Annotated in this window: 21 protein-coding genes; 13 read left to right on the forward strand and 8 right to left on the reverse strand. The window is 51.4% G+C overall.

The genetic code is table 11. The features are described 5' to 3' along the window. Nucleotides 1-113 precede the first annotated feature (113 nt). The 4 genes from ACTHUG_RS06945 to ubiG all read left to right on the forward strand — a co-directional run bounded on the left by ACTHUG_RS06945 (nucleotide 114) and on the right by ubiG (nucleotide 3,139). On the forward strand, nucleotides 114-1,004 hold the full coding sequence (locus tag ACTHUG_RS06945; RefSeq protein ID WP_440386459.1) for a LysR family transcriptional regulator: 891 nt from the start codon (nucleotides 114-116) through the stop codon (nucleotides 1,002-1,004). Beyond that, on the forward strand, nucleotides 1,001-1,273 hold the full coding sequence (locus tag ACTHUG_RS06950; protein WP_049344305.1) for a GIY-YIG nuclease family protein: 273 nt from the start codon (nucleotides 1,001-1,003) through the stop codon (nucleotides 1,271-1,273). Before ACTHUG_RS06945 ends, ACTHUG_RS06950 begins: the two co-directional genes overlap by 4 nt. A 455-nt stretch (nucleotides 1,274-1,728) precedes the next feature. Beyond that, nucleotides 1,729-2,262, forward strand: a complete 534-nt coding sequence (locus ACTHUG_RS06955) for a c-type cytochrome (protein ID WP_440386461.1) — start codon at nucleotides 1,729-1,731, stop codon at nucleotides 2,260-2,262. A 163-nt stretch (nucleotides 2,263-2,425) separates the two neighbouring features. After that, entirely contained in the window at nucleotides 2,426-3,139 is a 714-nt protein-coding gene (gene ubiG / locus ACTHUG_RS06960) for a bifunctional 2-polyprenyl-6-hydroxyphenol methylase/3-demethylubiquinol 3-O-methyltransferase UbiG (RefSeq protein WP_049333599.1), read from the forward strand. A gap of 151 nt (nucleotides 3,140-3,290) precedes the next feature. On the opposite strand, the gene ACTHUG_RS06965 is transcribed toward ubiG, so the two are convergent. Together ACTHUG_RS06965 and ACTHUG_RS06970 are read right to left on the reverse strand one after the other, a co-directional pair. Further along, nucleotides 3,291-3,761: a CYTH domain-containing protein gene (locus ACTHUG_RS06965; RefSeq protein WP_440386462.1), complete on the reverse strand. Its 471-nt coding sequence runs from the start codon at nucleotides 3,759-3,761 to the stop codon at nucleotides 3,291-3,293. A gap of 38 nt (nucleotides 3,762-3,799) precedes the next feature. Further along, nucleotides 3,800-4,219, reverse strand: coding sequence for a CopD family protein (locus ACTHUG_RS06970; RefSeq protein ID WP_440386463.1), 420 nt, complete (start codon nucleotides 4,217-4,219; stop codon nucleotides 3,800-3,802). 234 nt (nucleotides 4,220-4,453) lie between these two features. Between ACTHUG_RS06970 and ACTHUG_RS06975 the strand changes: the two genes are divergently transcribed. Beyond that, nucleotides 4,454-4,717, forward strand: coding sequence for a hypothetical protein (locus ACTHUG_RS06975; RefSeq protein ID WP_070825840.1), 264 nt, complete (start codon nucleotides 4,454-4,456; stop codon nucleotides 4,715-4,717). Between the two features lie 190 nt (nucleotides 4,718-4,907). Here ACTHUG_RS06975 and ACTHUG_RS06980 read toward each other — a convergent pair whose 3' ends face one another. The 4 genes from ACTHUG_RS06980 to ACTHUG_RS06995 form a co-directional block, all read right to left on the reverse strand. Then, on the reverse strand, nucleotides 4,908-6,944 hold the full coding sequence (locus ACTHUG_RS06980) for a M3 family metallopeptidase (RefSeq protein ID WP_440386464.1): 2,037 nt from the start codon (nucleotides 6,942-6,944) through the stop codon (nucleotides 4,908-4,910). A 121-nt stretch (nucleotides 6,945-7,065) separates the two neighbouring features. Then, the gene (locus ACTHUG_RS06985) at nucleotides 7,066-7,932 is read right to left on the reverse strand and encodes a hypothetical protein (RefSeq protein WP_440386465.1); all 867 of its coding nucleotides are present in this window, start codon (nucleotides 7,930-7,932) and stop codon (nucleotides 7,066-7,068) included. Between the two features lie 71 nt (nucleotides 7,933-8,003). Then, nucleotides 8,004-8,867: a mechanosensitive ion channel family protein gene (locus tag ACTHUG_RS06990; protein ID WP_004520900.1), complete on the reverse strand. Its 864-nt coding sequence runs from the start codon at nucleotides 8,865-8,867 to the stop codon at nucleotides 8,004-8,006. Between the two features lie 21 nt (nucleotides 8,868-8,888). After that, nucleotides 8,889-9,383, reverse strand: a complete 495-nt coding sequence (locus tag ACTHUG_RS06995) for a restriction endonuclease (protein ID WP_440386467.1) — start codon at nucleotides 9,381-9,383, stop codon at nucleotides 8,889-8,891. 289 nt (nucleotides 9,384-9,672) lie between these two features. Here ACTHUG_RS06995 and ACTHUG_RS07000 point away from each other — a divergent pair, with 289 nt between their 5' ends. The 3 genes from ACTHUG_RS07000 (at nucleotide 9,673) to ACTHUG_RS07010 (ending at nucleotide 12,430) form a co-directional block, all read left to right on the forward strand. Then, entirely contained in the window at nucleotides 9,673-10,008 is a 336-nt protein-coding gene (locus ACTHUG_RS07000) for a hypothetical protein (protein WP_063076601.1), read from the forward strand. 109 nt (nucleotides 10,009-10,117) lie between these two features. Next, on the forward strand, nucleotides 10,118-10,474 hold the full coding sequence (locus tag ACTHUG_RS07005; protein ID WP_440386468.1) for a hypothetical protein: 357 nt from the start codon (nucleotides 10,118-10,120) through the stop codon (nucleotides 10,472-10,474). 225 nt (nucleotides 10,475-10,699) lie between these two features. Continuing rightward, nucleotides 10,700-12,430: a potassium/proton antiporter gene (locus ACTHUG_RS07010; protein WP_440386469.1), complete on the forward strand. Its 1,731-nt coding sequence runs from the start codon at nucleotides 10,700-10,702 to the stop codon at nucleotides 12,428-12,430. 270 nt (nucleotides 12,431-12,700) lie between these two features. Here ACTHUG_RS07010 and dnaE read toward each other — a convergent pair whose 3' ends face one another. Then, nucleotides 12,701-16,135 (reverse strand): DNA polymerase III subunit alpha, encoded by a 3,435-nt coding sequence (gene dnaE / locus ACTHUG_RS07015; RefSeq protein ID WP_440386470.1) that lies wholly within the window; start codon nucleotides 16,133-16,135, stop codon nucleotides 12,701-12,703. A 165-nt stretch (nucleotides 16,136-16,300) separates the two neighbouring features. Between dnaE and ACTHUG_RS07020 the strand changes: the two genes are divergently transcribed. Both ACTHUG_RS07020 and ACTHUG_RS07025 read left to right on the forward strand, forming a co-directional pair. Beyond that, entirely contained in the window at nucleotides 16,301-16,534 is a 234-nt protein-coding gene (locus tag ACTHUG_RS07020; protein ID WP_002221492.1) for an RNA-binding S4 domain-containing protein, read from the forward strand. Next, nucleotides 16,512-16,730: a hypothetical protein gene (locus tag ACTHUG_RS07025; RefSeq protein WP_440386471.1), complete on the forward strand. Its 219-nt coding sequence runs from the start codon at nucleotides 16,512-16,514 to the stop codon at nucleotides 16,728-16,730. The genes ACTHUG_RS07020 and ACTHUG_RS07025 overlap by 23 nt, the downstream gene beginning before the upstream one ends. 213 nt (nucleotides 16,731-16,943) lie before the next feature. On the opposite strand, the gene yihA is transcribed toward ACTHUG_RS07025, so the two are convergent. Then, nucleotides 16,944-17,585: a ribosome biogenesis GTP-binding protein YihA/YsxC gene (gene yihA, locus ACTHUG_RS07030; RefSeq protein WP_036492739.1), complete on the reverse strand. Its 642-nt coding sequence runs from the start codon at nucleotides 17,583-17,585 to the stop codon at nucleotides 16,944-16,946. A 215-nt stretch (nucleotides 17,586-17,800) separates the two neighbouring features. Between yihA and ACTHUG_RS07035 the strand changes: the two genes are divergently transcribed. From ACTHUG_RS07035 to ccsB, 3 genes are all read left to right on the forward strand, one after another. Continuing rightward, nucleotides 17,801-18,424: a c-type cytochrome gene (locus ACTHUG_RS07035; RefSeq protein WP_036492747.1), complete on the forward strand. Its 624-nt coding sequence runs from the start codon at nucleotides 17,801-17,803 to the stop codon at nucleotides 18,422-18,424. Nucleotides 18,425-18,689: 265 nt separating this feature from the next. Further along, nucleotides 18,690-20,642: a cytochrome c biogenesis protein ResB gene (locus ACTHUG_RS07040; RefSeq protein WP_440386548.1), complete on the forward strand. Its 1,953-nt coding sequence runs from the start codon at nucleotides 18,690-18,692 to the stop codon at nucleotides 20,640-20,642. After that, entirely contained in the window at nucleotides 20,635-21,822 is a 1,188-nt protein-coding gene (gene ccsB, locus ACTHUG_RS07045; RefSeq protein ID WP_440386472.1) for a c-type cytochrome biogenesis protein CcsB, read from the forward strand. The genes ACTHUG_RS07040 and ccsB overlap by 8 nt, the downstream gene beginning before the upstream one ends. Nucleotides 21,823-21,905 lie beyond the last annotated feature (83 nt).

Below are 21,905 nucleotides of genomic sequence, written 5' to 3' on the forward strand. Positions count from 1 at the left end.
TCCTTGTGGGGATGTGATTGATTAGATAAGTGCATTGTAAGGCCGTCTGAAACGCTTGATAATCCCTGATTTACTGTTATTATTGTGAAGTTAAACTAAACAATTATTTCTAAATGCAAGACATCAAACCCCTGCTTGTTTTCGCTACCATCCTTGAACACGGCAGCATGAACGCCGCTGCGGCCGCGTTGGGCATGACGCCGTCTGCCGTCAGCCAGCACATCAACCGCCTCGAAACCCTGCACGGCATCAAGCTGTTAAACCGCAGCACCCGCAGCCTTGCGCCTACCGATGCCGGCCGCGCCTTGGGCGAATACTGCCGCCGCCTAGCCGCCACCCTTGCCGATACGCGTACCGTTATCGACAATCTGAAGACCGAACCCGTCGGCAAATTGCGCATTTCCCTGACTTCCTGCGTCATCGGTTCCCGCGCTTTTCAGACGGCGTTTGCAAGATTGCAAACCGAGTTCCCAAAAATCCGTCCTGTCCTTAATTTCAGCGATACTTTGGACGACCTGCAACACAATCAGACCGACATCGCTATACGCGGTGGCGACCGTGCTTTGGACGATCCCAACTTGGTTGCGCGCCATCTCGTGACGTGGCCGTACATGATTTGCGCCGCGCCCGATTATCTCGACCGGCATCCGCCCATTACCCATCCCTCTCAGCTTCATACGCACCGCTGGCTGCATTTTTTACCTGTCCGCACTACCTTGCAAAACGGTGAAGAAAGCTATTTCCTCGACATCGCCGACAGCATTGCCTGCACGCATCTTGCCGCCGTGTGCAATCTGACCGAAAGTGGATTTGGTTTGTCTTTGCTAGTGGACGGCGAAGTGAGGGAGAAAATTGCACAAGGCCGTCTGAAAGCGGTTTTGCCTGAATGGACATTACCACCGGTCAGCCTTTATTTGGTAACACCTTATCGTGTGCAGTCTGCCAAAACCGAGGCTGCCGTGCGCATTTTTACCGAGAGTTTTGCCAAGGAAGGGGATTTATGAACGCGGAAAATTGGAGCGTTTACCTGATTTTGTGCGAAAACGGCGCGTTTTATTGCGGCATCAGCAACCGTCCGCAAGAGCGATTTGCGGCGCACTTGTCAGGAAAAGGCGCGAAATACACGCGGTTGAACAAGCCTGTCGAGATGCGCATCGTTTCAGACGGCCTGAACAAGAGTGAAGCACTGAAACAGGAAATCGGCATTAAGAAATTGACGGCGGAGCAGAAGCGGGGATTGTGGGCTGAAGCTGAAACATTGGCAAAAGACTAATGGCGGGACTGAATTAAATTGTAGTCGGGATATGAAAAACTCTATAAACAAGTAAGCCTGCCGGTGTCTTTTGCATGGCCATTTATTAACATGATTCAAACAGGCCGTCTGAAACCTGATTGGGGTTCAGACGGCCTGTTTGGGATGGGGATGGCTTTCAGGTTGACGCTATTCATGGAGAAGTCGGTAAAAAGTTGAATTCTAAAAGAAACTTTGAAAATAAGATGAGTAACTGCTTGAACAATAAAATGAAAGTTATCGCGCTTCATGACAAATGAGGTGAATTTCTATCCGAGTAGAGAGGTGGTGTCAATATGTTTTTCAGTTTTTGAGACAAAATCTGATTTATGCCAATATTTATTATAGTGTAGGTCGAAAGTATTAGTTTCTGTGTTAGAATTTTTGAGCTGTTTATATAAAACAGTGATTTAAATAAAATTAAGGAAAGACAGAACATGAACAAATTACTGATTGCCGTAATGATGATGGCTGGTTTGACAGCTTGTTCCCAAGAGGCTAAACAGGAGACACAAGAGACTGCTCAAGCCGTTGCATCTGAAGTGAAAACCGAAGCCGCTTCTGCTGCCGATGCGACTGCATCTGCCGCTCAAGAAGCTGCCGATAAGGTTGAAGCCGCCGCCAGCAAAGCAGAGGAAGCCACCAAACCTGAAGAAGCCGCCAAGCCCGAAGAGAAAGCCGAAGCACCTGCCGCTGAAGCCAAGCCTGCCGAATCCGCCAAAGTGGACGGCAAAGCTGTTTTTGAAGCGAACTGTAAAGCATGCCACGGCGGCTTGATTCCCGGCGCTCCTGCCGTAGGCAAAAAAGAAGACTGGGCGCCTCGCATTAAACAAGGCAAAGACACCTTGCACAAACACGCCCTCGAAGGCTTCAATTCCATGCCTGCCAAAGGCGGCAACGGCAGCCTGAGCGACGACGAAGTGAAAGCCGCAGTTGACTACATGGCCAACGAATCCGGCGCTAAATTCTAAATCATGCCCATAAAAAACGCACCTTGCCACAAGGTGCGTTTTTTATGTTCAGGCGGATGAAAGTTGAAATAGGGCCGATAAACGGGCAAAGGCCGTCTGAAACATTTTATTTTGAAGCGCAATCGGCTAAAATCAGGCGAATGATTTTATGCAGGAGCAAACCATGAGCAATCAACACGACAACGTAGATGCCGGCGAAATCGCCAAGTTCAGCCAAATCGCCGACAAATGGTGGGATAAAAACGGCGAATTCAAGCCCCTGCATGACATCAACCCCTTGCGCCTCGACTATATCGACGGCTATGCCGGATTGGCAGGTAAACGTGTGTTGGATGTAGGCTGCGGCGGCGGTATTTTGTCCGAAAGCATGGCCAAACGCGGCGCAGAACACGTTACCGGCATCGATATGGCGGAAAAGTCCCTGCAAACCGCCGCTGCCCATGCGGCCGCTCAACACGTTGCCAATATCGATTACCGCTGCATCCGCGTCGAAGACCTCGCCGCCGAGCAGCCGCACAGCTTTGATGTGGTAACGTGTATGGAAATGATGGAACACGTTCCCGATCCGGCCGCCATCGTTCAAGCCTGTGCGAAACTGGTCAAACCAGACGGCATGGTGTTTTTCTCCACCATCAACCGCAATCCCAAATCTTATCTGCATCTGATAGTCGGTGCGGAATATCTGTTGAAATTCGTCCCCAAAGGCACGCACGATTGGAAAAAATTCATCACGCCGGCAGAACTCGCGCGCATGTGCCGCCAAGCCGGATTGGATACCGTCGGCAGCAAGGGCATGACCTACAATTTGTTGAGCGGCCGTTATTCCTTATGCGACTCGACCGAAGTCAACTACATGGTGGCCTGCCGTCCGGCGTAAGGTTCAACGGATAAAACACACGGACTTGCCCGATATTTGAAACGGTATGTCGAAAGTAGCTCGATGCAAATATCGGTAAGGCAAATCAGGCCGTCTGAAAAGAAAAAAGGCATGTGCGATACATGCCTTTTTTGTATGTGGGTTGTACTCGTTATTCCGTCCAAGACGAATACGGATGTTTGCTCAAATACGCATTGGTGAATTTCCCGTCTGCCGTGATTTCCTTGCCCAACCAAGAAGGTTTGGGAAACTCGGTATCTTCAGACGGCAATTCGATTTCTGCCACAATCAAGGGCGCATTGTCGCCGAAATATTCGTCGATTTCATACACAAAGCCTTCAAATTCGACACGATAGCGGTATTTTTCCATTTTAAACGGGCACATATCCGCCATCATCGCCTGCGCATGAGCCAACGGAATTTCGTATTCAAATTCGCTGCGCGTCATGTCGGAAATATAGCCTTTCAGGGTCAGCCAGGCTTGCGAACCGATAATCCGCACACGGATGGTGCGCTCTTTTTCCACGCTCAAATAGCCCTGTTGCAATATCAGCGGCTCACCTGCCGCTTTGCGCCAACTGTCATCCGCCAGCAAAAAGCGGCGTTCGATTTCGACCGTCATGAATTCTTTCCTTATTTACCAAACAGGCCGTCTGAAGATTAAAACGGCTTGAAAACCACCATATAAAGCGCGGCCACCATCATCAAAACGGGGAGTTCGTTGAATACCCGATACCAGTGGTGCGAATACACATTGCTGCCGTTTTGAAAACGGCGCAGCAACAGGCCGCAATAAAGCTGGTAGGCCAAGAGCAGCAGGCCGCACAATAATTTAACCGCCAGCCAGCCGTTGCCCCACCAATTGTTGACAAAGCCGATGGCCGCGCCGAATATCAGCGTTCCCCAGCCCAAAGGCGACATAAAGCGGTACAGCCGCCGCGACATATCCGTCAGCCGTACATATTCCGCGCTGCCGGGTTCCAATTGCGCCAGATTCACATAAATCCGCGGCAGATAAAACAGTCCTGCAAACCAAGAAATCACAAAAAATATGTGCAACAGCTTAAACCACAAATACATTTCAGACGGCCTCAACACCTAAAACCGTTATTTTATCCGCAATGCGGCCAAAGCCGAAACAAAATAGTCAAAACAATCCGACAGGGTGCGCCGCAACAATGTGTTGCAGGCATGATTTTACTCAAAAGCCAAATTGTAAATTCCGCAATAATATGCACATTGAGATATGCACAATGCAAAAAACTTGCTAGAATCCTATGCTATTTAACTATAAAAGCATTATGGACGGAAAACATGAAACAATTTGAAATCAGCAGCAGCGTCAGAAAAGCGCTTTGCGACTACCTGAATACGCACAATCTAAACCTCAAAGCCGCCATGGACAATGAAACAACCAATGGCGAAGTCGCGGCCATCGTTCACGCAGGATTGCCGGCGATGATTCGGAAAATCTATTCTTTGGAAAAAATGAAAACCTTTTTCTGGACGAAAAAAGATTTGATGATGGAGTTTATCAATATGCGTTTGGCCGCCGGCGATAAAAAGGGCAAAAATTGATTTGAGCGATGGGCATGGGGAGATTGGGGTTTGAAATACGTGCTTCAGTTTCTCCCGAAAAAATTGTTAGAGATTGGACGTATTTATTGTTCCTCATTAATTGTGCCAACCGAAAGGCCGTCTGAAACATTTCAGACGGCCTTTAACTTTGAATCAGCAACCGTTCTGTTTAAAACGGTGGATTTTCAAATCAAGCTGCGTTGTCGAAACCGCTGTGGCGGAGCAGGGCATCCAGGCTTGGTTCGCGGCCGCGGAAGGCTTTGAAGGATTCGGCTGCGCTGCGCGAACCGCCGACGGCCAGCACTTCTTTCCAGAAGCGGCGGCCGGTTTCGGCCACGTCGTCGCTTTCTTCAAATGCCGCGTAAGCGTCTGCGCTCAAAACTTCCGCCCATGCGTAGCTGTAATAGCCTGCGGCGTAGCCGCCGGCGAAGATGTGGCTGAAGCTCAAGGCAAAGCGGTTGTATGCCGGCGGTTGGGTTACGGCGACTTCTTGACGCACTTTGTCCAAGATTTGCGGCCATTCTTTCAGACGGCCTTCATCTTCCTGATGGTAGATTTCCATGTCGAAGAGGGCAAATTCCATTTGGCGGACGAGGAACATACCGCGTTGGAAGTTTTTAGCCGCGTGCATTTTGTCGAACAGCTCTTTCGGCAATACCGCGCCGGTTTCTTCGTGCGAGGACATTTGCGCCAATACGTCGTATTCCCAAACAAAGTTTTCCATAAATTGGCTGGGCAGCTCGACTGCGTCCCATTCGACGCCGTTGATGCCGGATACGCCCACTTCGTCAACTTGGGTCAACAAGTGGTGCAGGCCGTGGCCGGTTTCGTGGAAGAGGGTGATGATTTCATCGTGGCTCAAACGCGCTTCTTTATCGCCGACCGGCGGGGTGAAGTTGCAGACGAGGTAGGCAGTCGGCAGTTGCAGCGTACCGTCGGCGAAACGGCGGCGGCTTTTGTAGCCGTCCATCCATGCGCCGCCGCGTTTGCCTTCGCGTGCGTACAAGTCCATGTAAACGCCGCCGATGGTTTGGCCGTCTTGTTTCAGCTCGAAATAGCGCACGTCTTTGTGCCAAACGGGGACGGTTTTTTCAGCCAGCTCGATGCCGTAGAGTTTTTTGATTTGGGCAAACAGGCCTGCCAAGACTTTGCTGATAGGGAAGTATTTTTTCACTTCGGCTTCGCTGAAGGCGTATTTGGCTTGGCGCAGTTTTTCGGCGGCGTAGCTCAAATCCCACGATTGCGGGTCTTCGATATTCAGGTTTTCGCGCGCAAAGGCCTTGATTTCGGCAAAGTCCTTTTCGGCAAACGGTTTGGCGCGGCGGGCGAGGTCGTGCAGGAAGTTCAGAACCTGTTCGGGCGTGTCGGCCATTTTGGTTGCCAGCGACAGCTCGGCGTAGTTTTTGAAACCGAGCAGTTTGGCGGTTTTCAATGCGTTTTCGAGGGTGCGGTCGATGTTGGCCGTATTGTCGAATTTGCCGTCGTCAGACAATTCGCTGGCGCGGGTAACGTAGGCGCGGTAGATTTGTTCGCGCAGTTCGCGGTTGTCGGCGTATTGGATGACGGCGAGGTAGTGCGGAATTTGCAGGCCGATTTTGTAGCCTGTTTTGCCTTCGCTTTGCGCGGCGGCGGCAAACATGGCGATGGAGTCTTCGGGAATGCCGGCAAGCGGTGCTGCATCGTCAAAGTAAATGCCGAAAGCGTCGGTTGCGTCTTGGATGTTTTGTGCGAATTTGGCACCCAGTTGCGCGCCTTCGGTTTGCAGTTGCGCCAGTTCTGCCTGCTGTTCGGGCGGTAATTCGGCACCGCTGAGGACGAAATCGCGCAAGTCGTGGTTGAGCTTGGTTTGCTGCGCCGGGGAAAGGGTGTCGAATTCGGCAGAGTTTTTGATGATTTTGAAGCGGTTGTACAACTCGATGTCTTGACCGATTTCGGTGAAGAAGATGGTGATTTCAGGCATCAATTCGTTGTATACGGCACGCAATTCGGGCGTATCGACGACGGAGTTGAGATGGGAAACCACGCTCCAAATGCGACCGACGCGTTCGGTAATGTCGGTCAGTTTTTCGACAGTGTTGGCCCAGTCGGTGTGCGTTTGCGCTTTGATGGCGGCGATTTGTTCGCGCGCTTCGGTAATGGCGGTTTGCAGGGCGGGTTTGATGTCTTCGGTTTTGATTTGGTCGAAACGGGGTTCTTCGCCCAAGTGGAGCAGGACGTTGTCGCTCATATGGTTTCTCCTGAATAAGATGGTTTCAGACGGCCTTGGGGCCGTCTGAAAAGAAAACGATAGGCGTTATATGGTGGCAGACAGGCAGAATTAAAGTGTTTTGCCTGCCGGTCGGTCAACCTTATTCCGGACCGCGCGGATTGGCGTGCAACGGGGCGGCCAGTTCGAGGCGCATGGTGGTGCCTTCGGGGGCGTAAACCGCATTGGCAACATTGGTTTGCAAGGATTCGGCAAACGAGCCGTGATACACTTTTGCACCTTGGTGGGTCAGGTTGGATTGTACGTCGACGTACACTTCGCCGCCGATTTGTCGCCAGAGGTGGCAGAAGGTGTAGTCTTCGGACAGGTAGCGTTTGCTTTCGGGATCGACCATGCAGTCGAAGAAGCGGTAGTGCAGGCCTTTGTTTTCCGGGCTGTAGTCGCTGTCGGAGACGTAGTTCAACTCGGGATAAGCCTCTATCATTTTTTCAAATACGCTGCGCTTGATAACCATGAAGCCGGTTGGTGCGTCATGAACCTTCATAAAGCCTTCTTCATCGACTCTCAGGACGATTTCGCCGTTTTCATTTTTGTCGTTGGTGTTGACGGTGTAAGAAGTGTACATACGTTCGAAATCGGCTTGGGTCATGCCGGCAGGAAGGCCTGCTTGGGGCCAGTTTTCGCGTTTGAGCGGATAAACGCCGGCCACAACGTCTTTATCGGCCAAGAGCAGGCGGTAGAATGAATCGGGAGAGAAGCCGATGTCGGAGTCAATCCAGAATAAATGCGTCCATTCTTTGTTTTCCAAAAATTTGGCCACGCAGTTGTTGCGCGCGCGCGTAATCAGGCTTTCGCCGCGCTGCATCATTACTTGCAGCGGCAGGCCGAGGGAGGCGTTGGTGTGGACGATGTTCAGAAGCGAGAGGGTGTAGTTGTGGAAATATTTGCCGTCATGGCTGGGGGTCATAATGACGGGGTACATTTCGGCAAGGGCTGATTCGGGCAACATGACTTTTCCTTATTGTTGATTGTGAACTTCATTATTGTAAGGGATTTGATCGTATCAATAAACACACCGTACTATTTTGTTTGGTTGATCAGTCGGTATTGCGTGCGCAAAAATTCGTCTAAGACGGCCTGTTGTATTTCCAGCCGTTTGGAAACGGGGGAGGCGAAGCGTACGATGATGTGGTACACCTTGTCATCATGCGGCACGCGGGACACGCGCGGCTGGGCGGCGGGGGTAATAAAGAGTTTTTGCGCTTGAACGTTTTCCAAATATTGTTGGATAACGGGAACATAGGCCGCGCACAACGGCTCAAGCACGGCTTTCAGACGGCCTATGATTTCGTCCGAATCCAAATGAATCGGCACGGGGATTTCTACCGTATGAATCACATAATTGCCCAAAATATTGTCGCGGCGCACGGTATGGCTCAAAAGCAGGCTGTTGGGAAACGAGAGCGTTTTGCCGGAAAGCTGGCCGATCAACGGATTAGGGCCGATTTGCATCATCAGCGTGTTCAGCATATTGATATCGACCACCCGTCCGCGCAGGCCGTTGATTTCGATGTAGTCGCCGATGGAGTATTGTTTGGTTACCGAGCGCAGGATGCTGCCGGACAAACACATAATCAGCTCTTTGGTCGCCACCACAATCGCCGCGGCCACTGCAAACATCGACAAGGCCAAAGTTTGAATCTGCGCCGCCCAAATCATCGCCAGCCCGAGCAGGATCAGCAACATGGTCACGTTGCGGCTGAACACCAGCGAGCGGCGTTTGTTTTCAATGCTCAAATCCGGATGGCTGCGAAAATGCGCCGAGAGCAAAATGCTGCGCCCGGCAATGACGGCCACAATCATCAATACCGACATCAATGCCGATTTGATGATTTCCTCACTGACAGGCAAAGCGTTCAGCCATTCATGCATGGTGTTCCACATAATCCTGTTTCCTTTCCTTTCTTAGGCCGTCTGAAAACCCACGCGTTCAAAAATTTCTGCCGCACACGCTTCCGATACCGCAAACAAAGTCGCCACGCTGCCCAAAGCCCGTTGCGCCGCCGCGCTCAAATCGTCGCGGCACACTTCGCCCAGCCACTCAACCGGCCGCACCAGCGACATTTTTTCATCGTCCCATTGCGGACAATGCACCGCGCCGCCCGTAATCCTGCCGACCCGATAACGGCGCAGGGCAGGCGAGTAGGTCAGTACGGCATCTCCATCGGCCAACTCGTTGACAAACCGCCACATCTGAGCCACACCCGATTGCGCCGTTCTCAACTTCACATCCGGCACGGCCGAACGGTAAATATCCGTCAGCTCCTCACGGCCAAAACCCTTGGCCGCCGCTTCGGCCAGCATAGGCCAGGCCAACGCCGCCACACCGCGTTCAAAAAATACATCATAAAGCGCACCTTGCGTGCTGCGAACCATATAAAGTCTGGCTTGTTTTCCCATTGCAGTACCTGTTTGTTTGAAGGATTCATCCCTTGGTTTCAATATTACCCGTTACGGCTGAAAAATTCGATATTCAACATAGGCGGAAAGGGTTAAATTACCCGCTGAAAATAAATGAATGATAAATAAAAGGCCGTCTGAAAAACAAAATAGGCTGATATATCAATAGATGATATATCGTAACAATATATTAATAACTGTAAAATTTTTTACGGTTGCATCAAAAAAAGATAAGATGGAATAATCAATCGCGAAAGATTGCTATTCACTGAACATTAGGAGAGAAAAAATGACCTGTAAAACCCACGAACATCATGACCACGTTCACGGCGCAAACTGCGGCCACACTGCCATCAAACACGAAGACCACGTCGATTATCTGCACGACGGCCACCTGCACCATGAACACAACGGCCACTACGACGAGCACGCCCTGAGCGTCAATGAAACCAACCCTGACGGCTGCCATCCGGTTGACACCTGCCACGGCCACGTTCACGGCGAAGGTTGCGGCCACGAAGCCGTACCGCACGGTGATCACGTCGACTACATCGTCAACGGCCGCCTGCATCACCAACACGGCGACCACTGCGACGACCACGGTCCGGTTGAAATCGTTAAATAAAACTGTTTTTCAGACGGCCTCTGATATGGGGCATCTGTAGGGAAAGGGGGTGTATTTTCACCCCCTTTTCATATATATTGTCGTACCCTACACTAAAACAGCCATTATCATGTTTGACATCATATTTGTATTGGTATTCGGCAGGCTCCAAGCCTCCGGAACACTGAATTTCCCCGGTAGGCTTTATCCCATCTGGAAATGGGCGCTAGGCGCAGGCATGCTTTATGCCGCGATAGGGACAATGCTGGGATACGCTTTCTCCGGTTCCTTCTCCCTAGTCAGCTTTTTGCTGATTATTGTCTTATCATCCACTTGGTTCTCTCTGTATTTCAAACTGTTGCGGCTTACCGCCTCAAAAACTGTACTGAACCAATGTATTTACTGGGTGCTTGGCATTGTTTCGGCATTGTCGTTCCCCTTTGTTGTGGGCTATCTTTCCTTATTAGTCAAAGGCTTTTTGCAGTAAACTTTTCAGATAATTGCTCTATTCAATAAGGCCGTCTGAGAAGGGGTAAGTTTTATTGGCAGAAAAAGCCGTTTGGGTAAAGCGGTTTGTTGTATGAACGAAGCCGTCTTTCAGACGGTTTTTTTATTTCTGTATAATGGGTAGGCCTTCAGTAAATCTTATTGATTTTATGATACAATTTCGCCTCGTTTTTATTAACGGTAGGACTTTTGCAACGTGGACTGGATGAACAATCTGTTTTTGCTCGGCGGGGCGTTATTGTTTTTAAGCGTGGTTTCGACCACTTTGTCGGCAAGGCTGGGGATGCCGCTTTTGTTGGTGTTTCTGGCGGTTGGAATGTTGGCGGGTGAGGACGGTATCGGGCGCATCGATTTTGACAATTTCGTTTTGGCCAACGTCATCAGTCAGCTTGCGTTAGCCGTCATTTTGCTTGACGGCGGGTTGCGGACCCAGCTTTCAAGTTTCCGAATTGCATTGAAGCCTTCTGCGGTATTGGCGACATGGGGCGTGTTTGCCACCGTGTTGCCTTTGGGATTGTTCGCCACATTTTATTTGGGTTTGGATTGGAAATTCGGTGTACTGATGGCGGCGATTGTCGGCTCAACCGATGCGGGGGCCGTGTTCAGTCTGCTGCGCCACAGCGGCGTGCGCCTAAATGACAGGGTACAGGCGACTTTGGAAATCGAATCCGGTGCGAACGATCCGATGGCGATTTTTTTAGTTACCGCCCTGATTACCATGATTACCAACCCCGAACAATCAGGTGTGTTGGCGTTTTTATGGATGCTGCTGCTCCAAATTGGCTTTGGCCTGCTGATGGGGTGGGCGGGCGGAATGGTGTTGGCGAAACTCGTACGTCGTCTGAACCTTGCGGAAGGATTGTACGCGCTGATGATTGTGTCAGGCGGCCTGTGGGTATTCGCATTTACCAATACCATAGGCGGCAGCGGCTTCTTGGCGGTTTATCTGGCAGGGATTATCGTCGGCAACCAGCATACCCGCGCAACCGAACACGTTTGGCGCGTGATGGACGGCCTGGCGTGGCTGGCGCAGGCGACTTTGTTCGTCGTACTGGGTTTGTTGGTAACGCCCAGCAGCGTTTGGGAAAAAAGCGTCGATGCCTTGGTTATCGCCGTATTCCTCATGCTAGTCGCCCGTCCGCTTGCCGTTTTCAGCGGCTTGTGGAAATTCGGATACAGTGTGCGTGAAAAAGCCTACATCAGTTGGCTCGGGTTGCGCGGCGCAGTACCGATTTCTTTGGCGATGATGCCTTTGGTCATGGGCGTGCCGAATTCTGAACTGTTGTTCAATGTCGCCTTTGCCGTCGTCGTACTTTCCCTGCTGATTCAAGGAACGACGATACCCGTCATGGCGCGTCTGCTCAAGGTCGCCATGCCGCCCAAACCCGAGCCGGAAGGAATGCACGACATTTGGCTGTCGGAACGCGAAGCTGTGGCTTTGTTTTCTTTCAAGGTAACGAAGGAATCTGAGGCGGAAGGCAAGCATCCCGATGCCGTTGCCCCCATTTCGGAATCGTTTGACTTGCGCTGTTTCGCGCTGATACGTGACGGGCGGAAAATCGAAATGCAGAATGATACGGTTTTGAGGGAAGGCGATACGGCTTGGTATATCCTGCCTGACAGCCAAGTGGACAAAATGGCGAAATACTTCAGTGAAACCGGGCAGAATGTGCGCGAAAATTTTGATTTCTTCGGCGAATTTGCCGTCGACCCGTATGTCAATACCGGCGATTTGGCAGCGGCGTACGGGTTGAAGCTGGAAGACGGCGAAGCCGGTATGAGCCTGCTCGAATGGTTTCAATCCAGAGGAGGCAGCGCGCAGCCCGTCGAGGGCGACCGCATTGTCGTTGACGGGTTTTCATTGACGGTTAAAGAAACCGATCAGAACGGTGTCGTGAAGAGTATGGGGTTGAAAGTACCGCGTCGGGAAAACTAGGCTATGTCGTGATTTCTACACAAAAAACCAAACGACGACAGATTTTTTGTATATTGGTGCTTGCAACATTTATTGCAGTGATGGTATAGCCTTATGTTTGGGCACAATATTTTGATTTAGGAATGAATACGCCGGATAGAATTTGTTAAAACTACAGGGTATTTATTTTATGGCAATACTTTCATTCTAGAAAAATCATAAAGGAAAATAGCTTTTGTAATGAAATTGAAAAAGGCCGTCTGAACGCATGATTTCAGACGGCCTTTAGTGTTACCAATTCACGCGGACTGCCCTGCTGCCGAGCAATGTTTCCAGTTCTTCAAACAAGGCGGTGCTTGGCGTTACCATCCATTTTGGCGCAATTTTCAATTTGCCTGATGCTTTGCCGTTGCTGTACGACAGTTGCAGCGGGATGTGCGCCGTATCGGGCAGGCGGTGGGCGGTGAGGATGGCGGCGAGGCGTTCGATGTCGTGGCCGGGGGCGAGGGCGAGGCTGAGGCTGCGGGCGTAACGTTCGCGCGCCATTTGCAGGGTCATGACTTGGTTGGCCATGATGCGTAGTCCGTCGCCGCCGCCGTAGTCGTCGCGGCTGACTTTGGATTCGATAATCAGCACTTGGTCGGATTTGAGGTAGTCGGCGCAGTTTTCCAGCGTCTGGCCGCTGACCATGATTTCAATCTGCCCGCTCAAATCTTCGAGGCTGACAAAGGCGATTTTGCCGCGCTTGCCCATCATGGTGCGCACGGCAGTAACGAATCCAGCGAGGCGCACGCTGTCTTGCGGTTTCAGACGGCCTAATTTGGTCGGGGCGATTTGGCGGACTTCTTGGGCATACGGGCCGAACGGGTGGCCGGACAGATAAAAGCCGATGACGGTTTTTTCTTCGGTGAGTTTTTCCGATTCGCTCCACATGGGCGCGTCGATGAGCTGCACCGGTTCGATGGCATCTTCCATCATGTCGAAAAGACCGCCCTGATTGGCGTTGGCGGCTTTTTGGTCGGCATTGTTCATGGCGAGGTCGATGTTTGCCAAGAGCATGGCGCGGTTGGGTTCGATGCTGTCGAACGCGCCGCCGCGTATCAGGGCTTCGAGGGTGCGGCGGTTCATGTGTTCTTTGCCGACGCGCTCGCAGAAGTCCAACAGGCCGGTAAACTTGCCGCCGCTTTGCCGCGCGGCGATGATGGATTCGACGGCGGCTTCGCCCGTGCCTTTAATCGCGCCGAGTGCGTAGCGGATTTTCATGTTCGGATACGGCGTGAAGCGGTAGTCGGATTCGTTGATGTCGGGCGGCAGGAACTCGATGCCGTTGGCGCGGCAGTCGTCGTAGAAATGCTTGAGCTGGTCGGTATTGTCCAATTCAGACGACATGGTTGCCGCCATAAATTCAGCGGGGTAATGAGCTTTGAGCCATGCGGTCTGGTAGGAAATCAGGGCGTAGGCGGCGGCGTGGGATTTGTTGAAACCGTAGCCGGCGAATTTTTCCATGTAGTTGAAAATTTCGTCGGATTTTTCGCGCGAAATACCTTGTTTTGCCGCGCCTTCGGCGAAGATTTCGCGGTGTTTCACCATCTCTTCGGGCTTTTTCTTACCCATTGCGCGGCGCAGTAAGTCCGCGCCACCGAGCGAGTAGCCGCCGATAATCTGCGCCGCCTGCATCACTTGTTCCTGATACACCATAATCCCATAGGTCGGCGCGAGGATGCTTTCGAGCAACGGATGGATGTATTGGAATTCTTGACCTTTCATACGCGCAACAAAGTCGGGGATGTTGTCCATCGGGCCGGGGCGGTAGAGCGATACGAAGGCGATGAGTTCTTCAAACTTGGTGGTGTGCGCCGTTTTCAGCATTTTTTTCATGCCGGTCGACTCAAACTGGAAGACGGCGGTGGTGTTCGCATCGCGGAAGATTTGGTAGGCGGCTTGGTCGTCAAGCGGAATCTTGCCGACATCGACGATATCGCCGGTGGTGTTTTTGATGTTGTTCTGCGCCATTTCGATAATGGTCAGGTTGCGCAGACCCAAAAAGTCGAATTTCACCAGACCCACATCTTCCACATCGCCCTTGTCGTACATGGATACGGGCGAAGCGGACTCATCCGCCTGATACACGGGGCTGTAATCGGAAATCTTGCCCGGCGCAATCAACACGCCGCCTGCGTGCATACCCAAACCGCGCGTCAGGTCTTCCAGCTTTTTCGCCAGTGTAATCAGTTCGTCCGCTTCTTCAGCTTCGATCAATTCCTGAATCTGCGGCTCGGCCTCCATGGCTTTTTCCAAACTCAGGGGTTTGTTGGCTTCCAATGGAATCAGTTTGGACAGTTTGTCGCACAGCATAAACGGCAGTTCCAGCACGCGCCCCACGTCGCGGATGACCGCTTTGGACGACATCGTGCCGAAAGTTACAATCTGGCTTACTGCATCCGCGCCGTATTTCTCGCGCACATATTCAATCACGCGGCCGCGGTTTGCCTGACAGAAGTCGATGTCAAAGTCGGGCATGGAAACGCGTTCGGGGTTCAAGAAACGCTCGAACAGCAGCGCGTATTTGAGCGGGTCGAGGTCGGTAATCTTCAGCGAATACGCCACCAGCGAGCCTGCGCCCGAACCGCGTCCCGGCCCGACCGGACAGCCGTGCGTTTTCGCCCAGTTGATAAAGTCTTGTACGATAAGGAAATAGCCGGGGAATTTCATCTGGATGATGATGTTCAGCTCAAAATCCAAACGTTCCTGATATTCCGGCATTTTCTCCGCACGCTCCGCCTCGTCGGGATAAAGCTGAACCATGCGTTCCTGCAAACCTTTGTTGGACAGTTTCACCAAATAATCATCCAGCGACAGGCCGTCGGGAGTAGGGAAGAGCGGCAGGAAGTTTTTGCCCAATGTGATGTGCAGATTACAGCGTTTGGCGATTTCCACCGTGTTTTCCAAGGCTTCGGGCAAATCGGCGAAACGCTCCAGCATCGTTTCCGGCGGAATGAAAAACTGGCTTGGCGTGAAATCGCGCGGACGTTTTTTGTCTGTCAGTACCCAGCCGCCCGCGATGCACACCCGCGCCTCGTGTGCGTTGAAATCGTCGCGGCTCATAAACTGCGTCGGATGCGTCGCCACCACCGGCAAACCCAATTCTTCCGCCAGCTTCACGCTGCCCGAAACGCAAGCCTCCCATTCGGGACGTTCGGGCAGGCGTTGCAGCTCCAGATAAAACGCATCGGGAAACCACGCCGCATATTTCAACGCCGCCGCACGCGCCGCGTCTTCATTGCCGTTTAAGAGATTCACGCCCACTTCGCCGTAATGCGCCCCGCTCAAACAAATCAAGCCGCTGTTGTCGCCGTTTTCCAGCCATTCGGGATTGAGTTCCGCATGATGGACATTGCGGTCTTTGCCGACATAAGCCGCCGTCAAAAGCTCGCTCAGGCGCAGATAGCCCGCATCGTTGCGGATAATCAGCATAGCGCGGAACGGCTTGTCGGGCGCATTCGGATTGCCTATCCACACGTCCGCCGCACCGATGGGCTTAATCCCTGCACCGCGGCAGGCTTTATAGAATTTCACCAAGCCGAATTCGTTCATCAAATCGCTGATGCCCAAAGCAGGCAAACCGTATTCCTGCGCTTTGGCGATCAGTTTTTTAATCCGCACCATACCGTCGGTAATCGAAAACTCGGTATGCAGGCGCAGGGGGATATAGGTCGGCTCGGTCATGGCAAAATCGGCGTGAACAATAAAAGGCGTATTGTAGCAGGGTTGGCAGCTAAAGGCCGTCTGAAAACCAAATGTAATGGGGTTGGATAAAGCAAATAAAACAGAAGGGGGCTTTCTTTCAGACGGCCATGTTAAAATATCGCCATTATTGAAAAGGATTGAATTATGGAAGCCACTGTCTATCTTGAAGACAACGAATACATCGCGTTGTGCGACTTATTGAAATTGGCCGGCCTTGCCGAAAGCGGCGGACAGGCAAAAGCGTTTATCGCCGAAGGGCTGGTGTTGCGCAACGGCGAAACCGAAACCCGTAAAACCGCCAAAATCCGTGGCGGCGAAGTGATTGAGTTTGACGGTGCGCGCTTGGAAATCGCCGATGGATACGACCCTGAAGAATAAGGCCGAAGCCATCTTGGGCGAGCCGATTTTAGACGAACCTGTCCGCCCCGAGTCGTGGGAATGTTGCGGCAGCGAGTGCGGCGATGCCTGTATTCAGACAATGTATTGGGCGGAAAAATCCCGATATGATGCGCAACAGCGGAAGTTGAAAGAAGCTGGTTGGGTAGATGGCGAAGATGAGGCAAAGGCCGTCTGAAAAAGGTTTAGTCGAATAAAACCATGCTTTTTAAGAATTTTTACTGATACGTTGTTGTTTTGAGTTTGCGATAAGAAAATAAAAAAACGCAATAAAAAAGGCATGTGCATACATACCCTTTGGAAGTGAGATGGGAAACGGCATTATAGAAAAACAAATGACGGAAGAAGATTTGCGGTTGGTCAATTCATCTCATTCCGCCTTGTTTTACAATCACTCAGGCGATGTTTCGCCTGCAAGATTCTCGATTTCTTCGCGATGTGCATCAAACCATGAGCCGACCACTTGATTGACTTCGTCCATGCCTTGTTTTTTCAGGCTGGAAAACAGTTGAACGCTGATTTTTTGGCGATCGGTGTAGGGTTTGAGTGATTTTTTTACCGCCGCCAAAGTTTTAATCTGGTCGTTTTTAGACAGCTTGTCTGCTTTTGACAGCAGGATATGCACAGGACGGCCGGTAATGTGGAAAAAGTCCAGCATTTGAATGTCTAAGGCCTTGAGCGGATGGCGCGAGTCCATAATCAGAATCAGGCCGATCAGCTGGCGGCGTTGTTGCAGGTAGTCGCCCAAGAGTTTGACCCAGTGCGCACGGATGGCCTCCGGTACCTGCGCGTAGCCGTAGCCGGGCAAGTCAACCATGAAATTGCCGTTTTCCAGCTCAAAGAAATTGATGTGTTGGGTGCGGCCCGGTGTTTTGGAAACGTAGGCAAGGCGCACATGATTGGTTAACGTGTTGATGGCGCTGGATTTGCCGGCATTGCTTCGGCCGACAAAGGCAATCTCGGCCGGCGTGTCGGGCAGGTCTTTCAGATGGTTGACCGTTGTAAAGAATTTGGCGTTTTGAAAAAGGTTCATCAGTATTTCCTTACATGGAAACAAAACTGCAACATCATAATTTGTATCGGGCATTTATGTTGCAGCAGTTTGGTAATTTGAGTAGTAATTTAATGTAAACTTGGTATAGAATAGCACGTTTATAGAATTATCGGTTTTAATCGGGAAAATTCCCCGGTATTTGAGTATAAAAAAGGCATTGACGCGGTACGCAATGCTGTAATCAGGAGCACTCCATGAAACGATTGACTTTATTGGCCTTGGTATTGGCTGCCGGTGCGGTTTCCGCTGCCCCTAAAGCAGATGCTGAAAAAGGCAAACAGGTAGCGACTACTATCTGTGCGGCGTGTCACGCAGCCGATGGTAACAGCGGTATCGCAACTTATCCTAAACTGGCAGGTCAGGCTGCGGCCTACGTCTACGGCCAAACCATGGCCATCAAAGACGGTACCCGTTCGCATGGTGCTGCCGGCGTGATGAAACCGATGGTGATGAACTTGTCCGAACAAGACATCCGCGACGCTGCCGCCTACTATGCCAAACAACAAGGCAAACCGGGCGAAGCCAATCCTAAAGAAAACCCAGAGCTGGGCGCGAAAATCTATCGTGGCGGCCTGAGCGCTAAAAAACTGCCGGCATGTATGTCTTGCCACGGTCCTAGCGGCGCAGGTATCCCTGGCGGCGGTACTGAAATCCAAGCCTATCCTCGTCTGGGCGGCCAACACAAAGCTTACGTTGTCGAGCAAATGAAAGCTTACCAATCCGGCCAACGCAAAAACGCCATCATGGCGGATATTGCCAACCGCCTGAGCGAAGAAGAGTTGAACGCAGTAGCCAACTTCATTCAAGGTTTGCACTAATTTCGTTTTGAAACGAGCTTATTGATACAGGCCGTCTGAAAACTCTTCAGACGGCCTTAGCCAATATATGCCGATAAGCCTGATTGGTTTTTTCAAATAGCGACAGCAAGATTTTTACTACAATATGCAGTATTCTTCCTTTCGCATCATAACGTCCATCGCAGCCCGATTTATTGGGTTGTTCAAAGCCGACAGTTGAAACATGAGTAAATCTTCATCATCCGTCCCACTCATCCGTAGACCATGGTTTGCCTTTTTCAGCTCCATGCGTTTTGCCGTCGCCCTGCTCAGCCTGTTGGGCGTAGCTTCGATTATCGGTACGGTCTTGCAGCAAAACCAGCCACAAGTCGATTATTTGGTGAAATTCGGCCCGTTTTGGTCGCAGATTTTCGGCTTTTTGGGCCTGTACGACGTGTACGCCTCGGCGTGGTTCGTTGTCATCATGATGTTTTTGGTGATTTCCACCGGATTGTGCCTGATTCGCAATGTTCCGCCGTTTTTGCGCGAGATTCGTTCCTTCCGTGAAAACGCGAAGGAAAAATCACTGGCGGCAATGCGCCATTCCATCGTTTTAGACGGACAGGTAACGCCCGAAGTTGCGCAACGTTATTTGGAAGTGCAGGGCTACGGCTGTAAAACCGTTACGCGTGAAGACGGTTCGGTTTTGGTGGCGGCGAAAAAAGGCGCGATGAACAAATGGGGCTATATCTTTGCCCATGCCGCGCTGATTGTGATTTGTTTGGGCGGTTTGATAGACAGCAACATCCTGCTTAAAATCGGCATGCTCACCGGCCGGGTCGTGCCGGACAATACGGCGGTTTACGCCAAAGACTTTAAGCCCGAAAGCGTGTTGGGGGCGTCCAATTTGTCGTTTAGGGGCAATGTCAATATTTCGGAAGGGCAGAGCGCGGACGTGGTATTTCTGAATGCGGATAACGGCATGCTCGTGCAAGACTTGCCGTTTTCCGTCAAATTGAAGAAATTCCATATCGACTTTTACGATACCGGTATGCCGCGCGATTTCGCCAGCGACTTGGAAGTCACGGACAAGGCAACCGGCAAAGTCAGCGAACACACCATCCGCGTCAACCATCCTTTGACGCTGCACGGTATTACGGTTTATCAGGCAAGTTTTGCCGACGGCGGCTCGGACTTGACGTTTAAAGCGTGGAACCTGGCCGATGCAGACCGTACGCCGGTCAAACTCAAAGCGACTTCCATGCGCGAGTTTCCGCTGGATTTGGGCAAGACCTCTTATAAACTGGAATTCGACCAGTTTACTTCGATGAACGTCGAAGACATGAGCGAGCCGTCTGAAAAAGAGCAAAACCTGAAATCCGCCCTTAATGATGTACGCTCCGTCCGTCAGGAAGACAAAAAATACACCAATATCGGCCCGTCTATCGTTTACCGTATCCGCGACAAAGCGGGGCAGGCGGTCGAATATAAAAACTATATGTTGCCGCTGAAACAAGATGAAGACTATTTCTTCATTACCGGCACGCGCAGCGGCTTGGCGCAGCAATACCGCTGGTTGCGCATTCCGATGGATAAAAACGGTAAAATCGATACCTTTATGGCTTTGCGCCAATATTTGAAAGACGATGCGGCTCGCCGTAAAACCGTTGCCAACGCCGTCAAAGGCGCACCCGCCGAAATCCGCGAGCAATTTATGGCGGCGGCGGAAAATACCTTGTCGATTTTTGCCAAAGGCGGCTATTTGGCTTTGGACAAATTTGTTACCACCAATATTCCGAAAGAGCAGCAGGAAAAAATGCAGGGCTATTTCTACGAGATGCTCTATGGCGTGATGAACGCCGCTTTGGAAGACACGATCAGTACATACAACCTGCCGGCTTGGCCGCAAGACGAAAAGCGCAACCGATTCCTGCTGCATGCAATGGACGCGTACACCGGTTTGACCGAGTATCCTGCGCCGATGTTGCTGCAATTGGACGGCTACTCCGAAGTGCGCTCTTCCGGATTGCAGATGACCCGTTCGCCGGGCGCATTCTTGGTGTATCTGGGTTCGGTATTGCTGGTGTTGGGTACGGTGTTTATGTTCTATATTCGTGAAAAACGCGCTTGGCTGCTGTTTTCAGACGGCCGTATCCGTTTTGCCATGTCTTCCAGCCGCAACGAACGCGACTTGCAGAAAGAATTTCCGCAACACACACGGCAATTGCAGCAGCTTGCCAAGGATTTGAACCATGAATAACAAACATCAGGCCTTGCCCGAGCATGAGCTTCTGACACACAAATCATTTATCCGAAACCTTAACCTCTTCGACTGGGCATTCGCACTGCTGATTGCCATCGGTGCGTTTATTGCCCAAACCCAGGTCGGTCTGCACATGGACATCTACGAAATGGTGATTTTGTGGGCGAGTGCCGGTATTGCCGTTTTTCTGGGTTGGTTTTTCAAACCGATGCGCTGGTTTATCCCTGTGGGCGTATGCCTGGCGTATTTTGCCGTTGATTTGTATGGCGGCGACATCAAACGCGCAGACGGCTTCCTGCTCAAATACCTGCTAAGCAGCCAGTCGGCGATTATGTGGCAATGCGCGTTTGTATTCTTTGCCTTGTTTGCCTATATCGTCGGCGCGATAGCGGCGGTGCGCAAGAATGTGCCGACCAATACGCTTTTGGGCATGGGGAGCATGTTTGCGTGGGTTTCCGCGATGGCGGGCTTTGTCGGCCTGCTGGTACGCTGGCATGAAAGCTATCTGCTGCGTCCCGATGCCGGCCATATTCCGGTTTCCAACCTTTACGAAGTATTCATCTTGTTCTTGGTCATTACGGCGCTGATGTACCTCTATTACGAAGGCCGTTTTGCCGTACAAAAACTGGGCGGATTTGTCTTCAGCTTTATGGCGGTCGTAGTCGGATTTGTCTTGTGGTACAGCGTTTCGCGCGAGGCGCATACCATTCAGCCGCTGATTCCTGCTTTGCAGTCTTGGTGGATGAAAATCCACGTTCCGGCCAACTTTATCGGCTACGGCGCATTCTGTATCGCCGCCATGCTGGGTATTGCCGAACTGTTGGCACTCAGAAAAGAAGATGCAGGCAAAAAATCATGGCTGCCGCAATCTCAAGTCATTGAAGAAGTCATGTACAAAGCGATTGCCGTCGGTTTCCTGTTCTTCACGATTGCCACCATCCTCGGCGCATTGTGGGCGGCCGATGCGTGGGGCCGCTATTGGAGCTGGGACCCGAAAGAGACTTGGGCATTCATCGTTTGGCTGAATTACGCGATCTGGTTGCATTTGCGGCTGGTGGCAGGCTGGCGCGGCAAAGTGTTGGCTTGGTGGGCGGTCATCGGCCTGGTCATTACCGCCTTTGCCTTTATCGGCGTGAATATGTTCTTGAGCGGCCTGCACTCTTACGGCACTTTGTAAACCGCTTATTCAGCACTTTATTTCAGACGGCCTTTTTCCGTTTTCGGAGAAAACGCCGTCTGAATCGTTTTTAATCATTTTTT

Origin of the sequence: Neisseria sp. P0022.S009 (assembly GCF_051956675.1) — a bacterium.
In the GTDB taxonomy this organism is placed as follows: domain Bacteria; phylum Pseudomonadota; class Gammaproteobacteria; order Burkholderiales; family Neisseriaceae; genus Neisseria.

Coding starts and splice junctions, on each gene's coding strand:
- ACTHUG_RS06975 (WP_070825840.1), top strand. CDS start 4,454: ATGAAACAATTTGAAATCAGCAGCAGCGTCAGAAAAGCGCTTTGCGAC.
- ACTHUG_RS06970 (WP_440386463.1), bottom strand. CDS start 4,219: ATGTATTTGTGGTTTAAGCTGTTGCACATATTTTTTGTGATTTCTTGG.
- ACTHUG_RS07010 (WP_440386469.1), top strand. CDS start 10,700: ATGAACAATCTGTTTTTGCTCGGCGGGGCGTTATTGTTTTTAAGCGTG.
- ACTHUG_RS06980 (WP_440386464.1), bottom strand. CDS start 6,944: ATGAGCGACAACGTCCTGCTCCACTTGGGCGAAGAACCCCGTTTCGAC.
- ACTHUG_RS06955 (WP_440386461.1), top strand. CDS start 1,729: ATGAACAAATTACTGATTGCCGTAATGATGATGGCTGGTTTGACAGCT.
- yihA (WP_036492739.1), bottom strand. CDS start 17,585: ATGAACCTTTTTCAAAACGCCAAATTCTTTACAACGGTCAACCATCTG.
- ACTHUG_RS07005 (WP_440386468.1), top strand. CDS start 10,118: ATGTTTGACATCATATTTGTATTGGTATTCGGCAGGCTCCAAGCCTCC.
- ACTHUG_RS07000 (WP_063076601.1), top strand. CDS start 9,673: ATGACCTGTAAAACCCACGAACATCATGACCACGTTCACGGCGCAAAC.
- ACTHUG_RS07040 (WP_440386548.1), top strand. CDS start 18,690: ATGCGTTTTGCCGTCGCCCTGCTCAGCCTGTTGGGCGTAGCTTCGATT.
- ACTHUG_RS06965 (WP_440386462.1), bottom strand. CDS start 3,761: ATGACGGTCGAAATCGAACGCCGCTTTTTGCTGGCGGATGACAGTTGG.
- ACTHUG_RS06990 (WP_004520900.1), bottom strand. CDS start 8,867: ATGTGGAACACCATGCATGAATGGCTGAACGCTTTGCCTGTCAGTGAG.
- ccsB (WP_440386472.1), top strand. CDS start 20,635: ATGAATAACAAACATCAGGCCTTGCCCGAGCATGAGCTTCTGACACAC.
- ACTHUG_RS06985 (WP_440386465.1), bottom strand. CDS start 7,932: ATGTTGCCCGAATCAGCCCTTGCCGAAATGTACCCCGTCATTATGACC.
- dnaE (WP_440386470.1), bottom strand. CDS start 16,135: ATGACCGAGCCGACCTATATCCCCCTGCGCCTGCATACCGAGTTTTCG.
- ACTHUG_RS07020 (WP_002221492.1), top strand. CDS start 16,301: ATGGAAGCCACTGTCTATCTTGAAGACAACGAATACATCGCGTTGTGC.
- ACTHUG_RS06950 (WP_049344305.1), top strand. CDS start 1,001: ATGAACGCGGAAAATTGGAGCGTTTACCTGATTTTGTGCGAAAACGGC.
- ubiG (WP_049333599.1), top strand. CDS start 2,426: ATGAGCAATCAACACGACAACGTAGATGCCGGCGAAATCGCCAAGTTC.
- ACTHUG_RS06995 (WP_440386467.1), bottom strand. CDS start 9,383: ATGGGAAAACAAGCCAGACTTTATATGGTTCGCAGCACGCAAGGTGCG.
- ACTHUG_RS07025 (WP_440386471.1), top strand. CDS start 16,512: ATGGATACGACCCTGAAGAATAAGGCCGAAGCCATCTTGGGCGAGCCG.
- ACTHUG_RS07035 (WP_036492747.1), top strand. CDS start 17,801: ATGAAACGATTGACTTTATTGGCCTTGGTATTGGCTGCCGGTGCGGTT.
- ACTHUG_RS06945 (WP_440386459.1), top strand. CDS start 114: ATGCAAGACATCAAACCCCTGCTTGTTTTCGCTACCATCCTTGAACAC.